7 protein-coding genes are annotated in these 6,071 nt (G+C 72.3%); 3 read left to right on the top strand and 4 right to left on the bottom strand.

All coding sequences use genetic code 11. The annotated features are described in order from the left end of the window. Both AC3EQ1_RS10005 and AC3EQ1_RS10000 read left to right on the top strand, forming a co-directional pair. Positions 1–230 (top strand): hypothetical protein (locus AC3EQ1_RS10005; RefSeq protein WP_432093948.1); only part of this gene is annotated, 230 nt, incomplete at its 5' end. After that, complete coding sequence (locus AC3EQ1_RS10000; protein ID WP_432093947.1) at positions 223–1,683, top strand: glutamate synthase subunit beta; 1,461 nt, start codon at positions 223–225, stop codon at positions 1,681–1,683. The genes AC3EQ1_RS10005 and AC3EQ1_RS10000, both read left to right, overlap by 8 nt. 409 nt (positions 1,684–2,092) lie before the next feature. On the opposite strand, the gene AC3EQ1_RS09995 is transcribed toward AC3EQ1_RS10000, so the two are convergent. From AC3EQ1_RS09995 to AC3EQ1_RS09980, 4 genes are all read right to left on the bottom strand, one after another. Continuing rightward, positions 2,093–2,539 (bottom strand): hypothetical protein, encoded by a 447-nt coding sequence (locus tag AC3EQ1_RS09995; RefSeq protein ID WP_432093946.1) that lies wholly within the window; start codon positions 2,537–2,539, stop codon positions 2,093–2,095. 190 nt (positions 2,540–2,729) lie between these two features. Continuing rightward, complete coding sequence (locus AC3EQ1_RS09990) at positions 2,730–3,167, bottom strand: CBS domain-containing protein (RefSeq protein WP_432093945.1); 438 nt, start codon at positions 3,165–3,167, stop codon at positions 2,730–2,732. Further along, positions 3,146–3,619 (bottom strand): SRPBCC family protein, encoded by a 474-nt coding sequence (locus tag AC3EQ1_RS09985; RefSeq protein ID WP_432093944.1) that lies wholly within the window; start codon positions 3,617–3,619, stop codon positions 3,146–3,148. Before AC3EQ1_RS09985 ends, AC3EQ1_RS09990 begins: the two co-directional genes overlap by 22 nt. A gap of 144 nt (positions 3,620–3,763) precedes the next feature. Further along, a complete protein-coding gene (locus tag AC3EQ1_RS09980; RefSeq protein WP_432093943.1) occupies positions 3,764–4,690 on the bottom strand; it encodes a hypothetical protein in 927 nt (308 codons plus the stop codon). Positions 4,691–4,974: 284 nt separating this feature from the next. Here AC3EQ1_RS09980 and AC3EQ1_RS09975 point away from each other — a divergent pair, with 284 nt between their 5' ends. Next, positions 4,975–5,772, top strand: a complete 798-nt coding sequence (locus AC3EQ1_RS09975; RefSeq protein WP_432093942.1) for a serine protease — start codon at positions 4,975–4,977, stop codon at positions 5,770–5,772. Positions 5,773–6,071 lie beyond the last annotated feature (299 nt).

The following is a 6,071-nucleotide window of genomic DNA, read 5'->3' as shown; positions in this document are numbered from 1 at the left end:
CCCCCCCCACCCTCCCCCCCCCCCCCCCCCCCCCCCGCCACCAGGAGGAGACCGGATCCACGGTCGCCGAGAAGCTGCTCGCCGACTGGGAGTCCGCGGTCACCCGGTTCAGCAAGGTCACCCCGGCCACCTACAAGGCCGTGCTCGCCGCCAAGGACGCCGCCGAGCGTGCCGGACTCTCCGAGTCCGAGACCCACGAGAAGATGATGGAGGCGGCGACCCATGGCTGACCCGAAGGGCTTTCTCACCACCGGCCGCGAGGTCGCCGAGACGCGTCCCGTCGAGGAGCGCGTCAAGGACTGGAACGAGGTCTACAAGCCGGGCTCGCTGCTGCCCATCATCAGCAAGCAGGCCAGCCGTTGCATGGACTGCGGCATCCCGTTCTGCCACAACGGCTGTCCGCTGGGGAACCTCATCCCCGAGTGGAACGACTACGCCTACCGCGAGGACTGGGCCGAGGCGAGCGAGCGGCTGCACGCGACCAACAACTTCCCGGAGTTCACCGGGCGGCTGTGCCCGGCTCCGTGCGAGTCGGCGTGCGTGCTGGGCATCAACCAGCCCCCGGTGACCATCAAGAACGTCGAGGTCACCATCATCGACAAGGCGTGGGACTCCGGTGACGTCACCCCGCAGCCGCCCGAGCGGCTGTCCGGCAAGACCGTCGCGGTCATCGGCTCGGGCCCGGCGGGCCTGGCCGCCGCCCAGCAGCTGACCCGGGCCGGCCACACGGTCGCGGTGTACGAGCGTGCCGACCGCATCGGCGGTCTGCTGCGCTACGGCATCCCCGAGTTCAAGATGGAGAAGCGCCACATCAACCGCCGCATCGAGCAGATGCGCGCGGAGGGCACCAAGTTCCGTACCGAGGTGGAGATCGGCCGCGACATCGACGCGGCGAAGCTCCGCAAGCGGTACGACGCGGTGGTCATCGCGGCCGGCTCCACCACGGCGCGCGACCTGCCGGTGCCGGGGCGCGAGCTGAACGGCATCCACCAGGCGATGGAGTACCTGCCGCTCTCCAACAAGGTGCAGGAGGGCGACTTCGTCGCCCCGCCGATCACCGCCGAGGGCAAGCACGTCGTCGTCATCGGCGGCGGTGACACCGGCGCCGACTGCGTCGGCACCGCCCACCGCCAGGGCGCGGCCTCCGTCACCCAGCTGGAGATCATGGCCAAGCCGGGCACGGAGCGGAACGCCAATCAGCCGTGGCCGACCTTCCCGATGCTCTACAAGGTCACCTCCGCGCACGAGGAGGGCGGTGAGCGGGTCTACTCCGTCTCCACCACCCACTTCGAGGGCGACGAGGACGGGAACGTGCAGTTCCTGCACCTGGTCGAGGTCGAGTTCAAGGACGGGAAGCCGGAGCCGAAGCCGGGCACCGAGCGGAAGATCCCGGCCCAGCTCGTCACGCTGGCCATGGGCTTCACCGGTACCGACCAGGAGAACGGCCTCGTCCAGCAGTTCGGCCTGGAGCTGGACGCCCGCGGCAACGTCGACCGCGACGCCGACTTCGCGACCAACGTGCCCGGCGTCTACGTCGCCGGTGACGCGGGCCGCGGCCAGTCGCTCATCGTGTGGGCGATCGCCGAGGGCCGCTCGGCGGCCAAGGGCGTCGACCGCTTCCTGACCGGCCACAGCGCCCTGCCCGCCCCCATCCGACCGACGGACCGGTCGCTCACCGTCTGAGCCCCCGTCCGTCCGACCGCCTCCGGCCACGGAGCCGGCGCTCACCGCACGAGCCCGGTTCCGTCCCGAGGTGTCCCGTACAACGTCGTACGGAACAATCCGCGGCGCCTGTCTCCCCGACCGTAGGCAGGCGCCGTGGGCTGTCCGGGGGCGGTCGGTGCGGTGCTCTGCCGGTATTCCGCCCGCCCGCTCACCGCAAGCTGCCGATGCGCGGGAGGGGGCCGGGGCCGGAGGGGTGGGGGTTCCGGAAGCTTCCGTGTATTTGTGGCCCCCAGGGCCGTAAATATGCGTTCCGGAACCCCCACCCCGCAGGCCACGGCCCCCGGCCCATCCGCAACCCGCGCGGCACGGCCCCGCTCATCGCACCAGCCCCCCGCCCACCCCGCGGGCCGGTGGGCCCCGGCCCGGCTCACCGCACGGGCAGCCGCTCCCCGGTCGCCGCGTCCACCACCGTGCGGTCCCCGACCGCGTTCCGCAGCCGCACCGTGACCGGGTCGATGAGCAGCTGGTCCGTGCAGACGTCGACGTCCTTCGGCTTCTCCCAGCCCGCCACCACGACGAGCCGGTCCGTCTCGCGCACCCGGGCGCCCCAGTCCGTGACGCACGCCCCGTGACCCACCCGGACCGTGAGCGCGGGCCCCGCCGCGCCGCTCGGGTGCTCGGCACCCTCCAGCGGGAGCAGACCGGCATGGCGCCCCGGCACCGGGACGACGTCCGGCCAGTCGCGTTCGATCCGGTCGGCCCGGGCCTCGAAGCGCGCGTCACCCGCAGGCGCGGCGGAATCGCCGCTGCCGCAGCCCGCCGTCCCCACGGCCAGCGCCAGCAGCGCGGCCGCCGCCACCGCAGCCCATCGCATCGTTCCTCCCGCCGCCGGGGTGACGGACCGCTGTCCTGCCGCGCCCGGCCCGCTGCCGGCGCGCTCCGACGCGAGCCGCCACGACCGCCGGGACATCGACACCCCGCCGTCCCGCCCGGGAGCCGGGTGAGCGGCCCGAGCCGGGCCCGTCGCCGGACCGCGTGGCCCGTCGTCGGACCGCGTGGACCCGTCAGACCGCGTAGACCCGTTCGACGAACTCCGCCATCATGGCGTCCGGGATGTTCCGGGCGAGGTTGGCCTCGCTGATCATGCCGATCAGCCGGTGGCCGTCCCGTACGTCGATCACCGGCAGCCGCTTGATCTGGTGGGTCTCCATCGTCTCCAGGGCCTCGGTGATGGAGGCGTCCGCGTCGATCCAGAACAGCTGCCCGGCGAAGGCTCCGGCCCGCACGCCCCCCGGGGACATCCCCTCGGCGACACAGCGGACGGCGATGTCCCGGTCGGTGATCATGCCCTTGAGCCGGTTGTCCTCACCGCAGATGGGGACGCACCCCACGTCGAGATCGCGCATCATACGCGCGGCGTCGAGGAGTGTCTCGTTCTCCCCGACGCACTGAGTACCCTGGTGCATGACGTCGCGGGCCCTCATGGTTTCTGTCGTGGCCATGGCTCGCCCTTCCCTTCGGTGCGCTCCTTCTCCGCCAGATCCTTGAACTGGCGGAGGTCGTTCCGTACGAGTCGTTCGATCGCACTGGCCTGCGCGAATCCCTTCGGCCCGCCGAATTCCTCCTTGACCGTGTCCGGGTCGTACTCCACCCGGACCTGGATCCGGGTGTGCTCGGGGTCGAGCGGCAGGACGGAGAAGGTGCCCGCCAGATGCGGGGCGCCGTTCATGGTGCGCCACATCATCAGCCGCCCCTGGCCGCGGTCGAGGATCTCGGCGTCGAGCTCGTAGACCCGGTCCCCGGCGTGGATGTCCAGGTGTGCCCGGTGCCTGCCCTCCGTCCGCGCCTCCCGGACCCCGCCCACGAACCGCGGGTAGTCCTCGACACGGTGGAGACGGTCCCAGGCCACCCGCGCGGGGACGTCGATGTCGATCTGCTCTTCGAGCGTGCTCATCGGAGACCTCCAACCTGCTATCCAGGTTGCTCCGCCCCGGCAGGGGATGCGAATCGGCCCCGGGCCGCTCCCCGCCCCGTGGAACCCCGGTGGCGAGCGGGGACGCCGCACGGGTACGGAGCCCCCGCCGCACCGGTACCGAGGTCAGGTGTCGCAGTCGAGCACCGTGCGGCACAGCCCGCAGCGCGCCCGCATCCGCCCGCGGACGGGCACCCGGACGCGCTGCAGACAGGTGGGGCAGGGGAAGGTCACCCGCAGCGGGGAACCGCCCTCGAAGCGGTAGCCGCCACCGGGCGGGTGCGCGGCCCGGCCGCCGTGACCGTGCGGCGGCGGAACGGACCGCCCGCCTTGGGCCGCCCGGCGCTCCCGGGCGTACCGGAGCCGCCCGGACCAGCCGCCGGCGGTCAGCGGGGGCTGCTCCTCGTCGCGGCGGGCGAGCGCGCGGCCGGCGGTGTAGGCGGTGTACGCCTGCGGGCTGGTGAACCAGGGCGACGGGTCCTCTCCGAAGACCCGGGCGCGCTTGGCCAGCACGTACCCGAACTCCTCCGGGGTGAGATACCCCAGCTTCTGCGAGGTGACGGCGTCCTCGCGGAAGGCGTCCAGCAGCAGCCAGCCCGCCCCGAGATAGGTGGCGGCGGTGTCCGTCAGGATCTCGTTGTCGCGCGTGCCGGGGAACGACAGGTCCAGGCGGTGCAGATAGATGTGCGTCACCTCATGGGCGAGGGCCGCGCCGATGTCCCGGCGGTGGTCCCGGAACCGGCTGTTGAGCTCGACGAAGTACTCCGGACCGGCGGTGAGTTCGACGTTCGCGGCATGGTGCATGTCGCGGAAGCTCACGATGATGCGCGCTTCCGGCAGGCGCAGATGCTGCACCATCGCGCGGGCCACCCGCTGGGCGCCGAGGTGCAGGTCGTCGGCGTCGGCGAAGGCCACCTCGGCCGGCAGCACGCTCGCGGGGAAGCTCTGCACCGTGTCGTGGGAGAGCCGTTGGTAGAGCGCGGTGATGGCCGACCGCACGGTCTCGATGTGCGGAAAGCCGTGCACCACGTCGCTGCCCGTTCCCGTTCCCACAGGTCAACTGTACGGTCGGCCGGCCCATAGCGGACGGAATGCGGCATCGGGTGGTATTGGCCTGAAATGGCGCTCAGAAATGGCTTGTTGGCGGCTCTTGTTGCGTACGTCACTCTCTCCTCATAATCCAAGGGCGCGTCTTGTGGACTCATCCCCCAGGGTCCGGAACGCCTGCGGTGTGCTGCCGTCACCCAAACGGAACCCCTTCGGCGGTCCCTTCCGGACTCCTGATTTGGCATGAGCCTGCCAAGAATGCGGGAGACCCCCCCACGAAAGGACTTCCGTTGAAGACCCTCGCCAGATCCCTGAAGAGATCCCTCGCCGCCGGCGCCGTCCTGCTGGCCGCCTTCACCCTCCAGCCGGGCACCGCCCAGGCCCGGCCCGCCACCGGAACCGCCACCCCGCCCGTCGTCGGCGGCACCCGCGCCGCCCAGGGCGAGTTCCCCTGGATGGTGCGCCTGTCCATGGGCTGCGGCGGCGCCCTCTACACCAAGACCATCGTGCTGACCGCCGCCCACTGCGTGAACGGCTCCGGCAGCAACAGCAGCATCACCGCCACCGCCGGCGTCGTCGACCTCCAGGCCGCCGGCGCCATCAAGGTCAAGTCCACCCGGGTCCTCCAGGCCCCCGGCTACAACGGCACCGGCAAGGACTGGGCGCTGATCAAGCTCGCCCGGCCCGTCGACCTGCCCACCCTGCCCATCGCCCGCACCACCGCCTACGACCAGGGCGACTTCACCGTCGCCGGCTGGGGCGCGGCCCGTGAGGGCGGCGGCCAGCAGCGCTACCTCCTCAAGGCCACCGTGCCCTTCGTCGACGACACCACCTGCCGGAGCGCCTACTCCGACCTGGTCCCCGGCGAGGAGATCTGCGCCGGGTTCATGGACCAGGGCGGGGTCGACACCTGCCAGGGCGACTCCGGCGGCCCCATGTTCCGCAGGGACGGATCCGGCGCCTGGATCCAGGTCGGCATAGTCAGCTGGGGCGAGGGCTGCGCCCGGCCCGGCAAGCCCGGCGTCTACACCCAGGTGAGCCGCTTCGCGGCGGACATCGCGGCCGGCGCCGGCCAGCTCGGCGGCTGAACCCACCGCCGAGCCGGCTCGGCGGCTGACCACCGGAACAACCCCCGGGAGACCCACCGGCGGGAGCTCATGAGGAGCGCCGCCGAAAGAACCCGGGGGAGCGGCCGACCACCGCGGGGAAACGACCGGCGCCCGTGCCGAGCACGGGCGCCGGTTCGTGTCCGCGGCTGCCGCACGCCGCCGGTGCGCATCCACCGCGGTCGCCGGGCAGCGCCGCGTATCCGCGGCTTCCGGCGCGGAGAGTCCAACACCCGTTCCCCTTTGTCCATGGGCCGCTCCCGGTCTCCCGCACCACTGTG

Source organism: Streptomyces sp. bgisy100 (assembly GCF_057709105.1).
This window is presented reverse-complemented; position numbering and strand designations above follow the sequence as displayed.

What these genes read in the sequence shown, in the direction of transcription:
- AC3EQ1_RS10000 (WP_432093947.1), top strand. Translation starts at nt 223, where the DNA reads ATGGCTGACCCGAAGGGCTTTCTCACCACCGGCCGCGAGGTCGCCGAG.
- AC3EQ1_RS09995 (WP_432093946.1), bottom strand. Translation starts at nt 2,539, where the DNA reads ATGCGATGGGCTGCGGTGGCGGCGGCCGCGCTGCTGGCGCTGGCCGTG.
- AC3EQ1_RS09990 (WP_432093945.1), bottom strand. Translation starts at nt 3,167, where the DNA reads ATGGCCACGACAGAAACCATGAGGGCCCGCGACGTCATGCACCAGGGT.
- AC3EQ1_RS09985 (WP_432093944.1), bottom strand. Translation starts at nt 3,619, where the DNA reads ATGAGCACGCTCGAAGAGCAGATCGACATCGACGTCCCCGCGCGGGTG.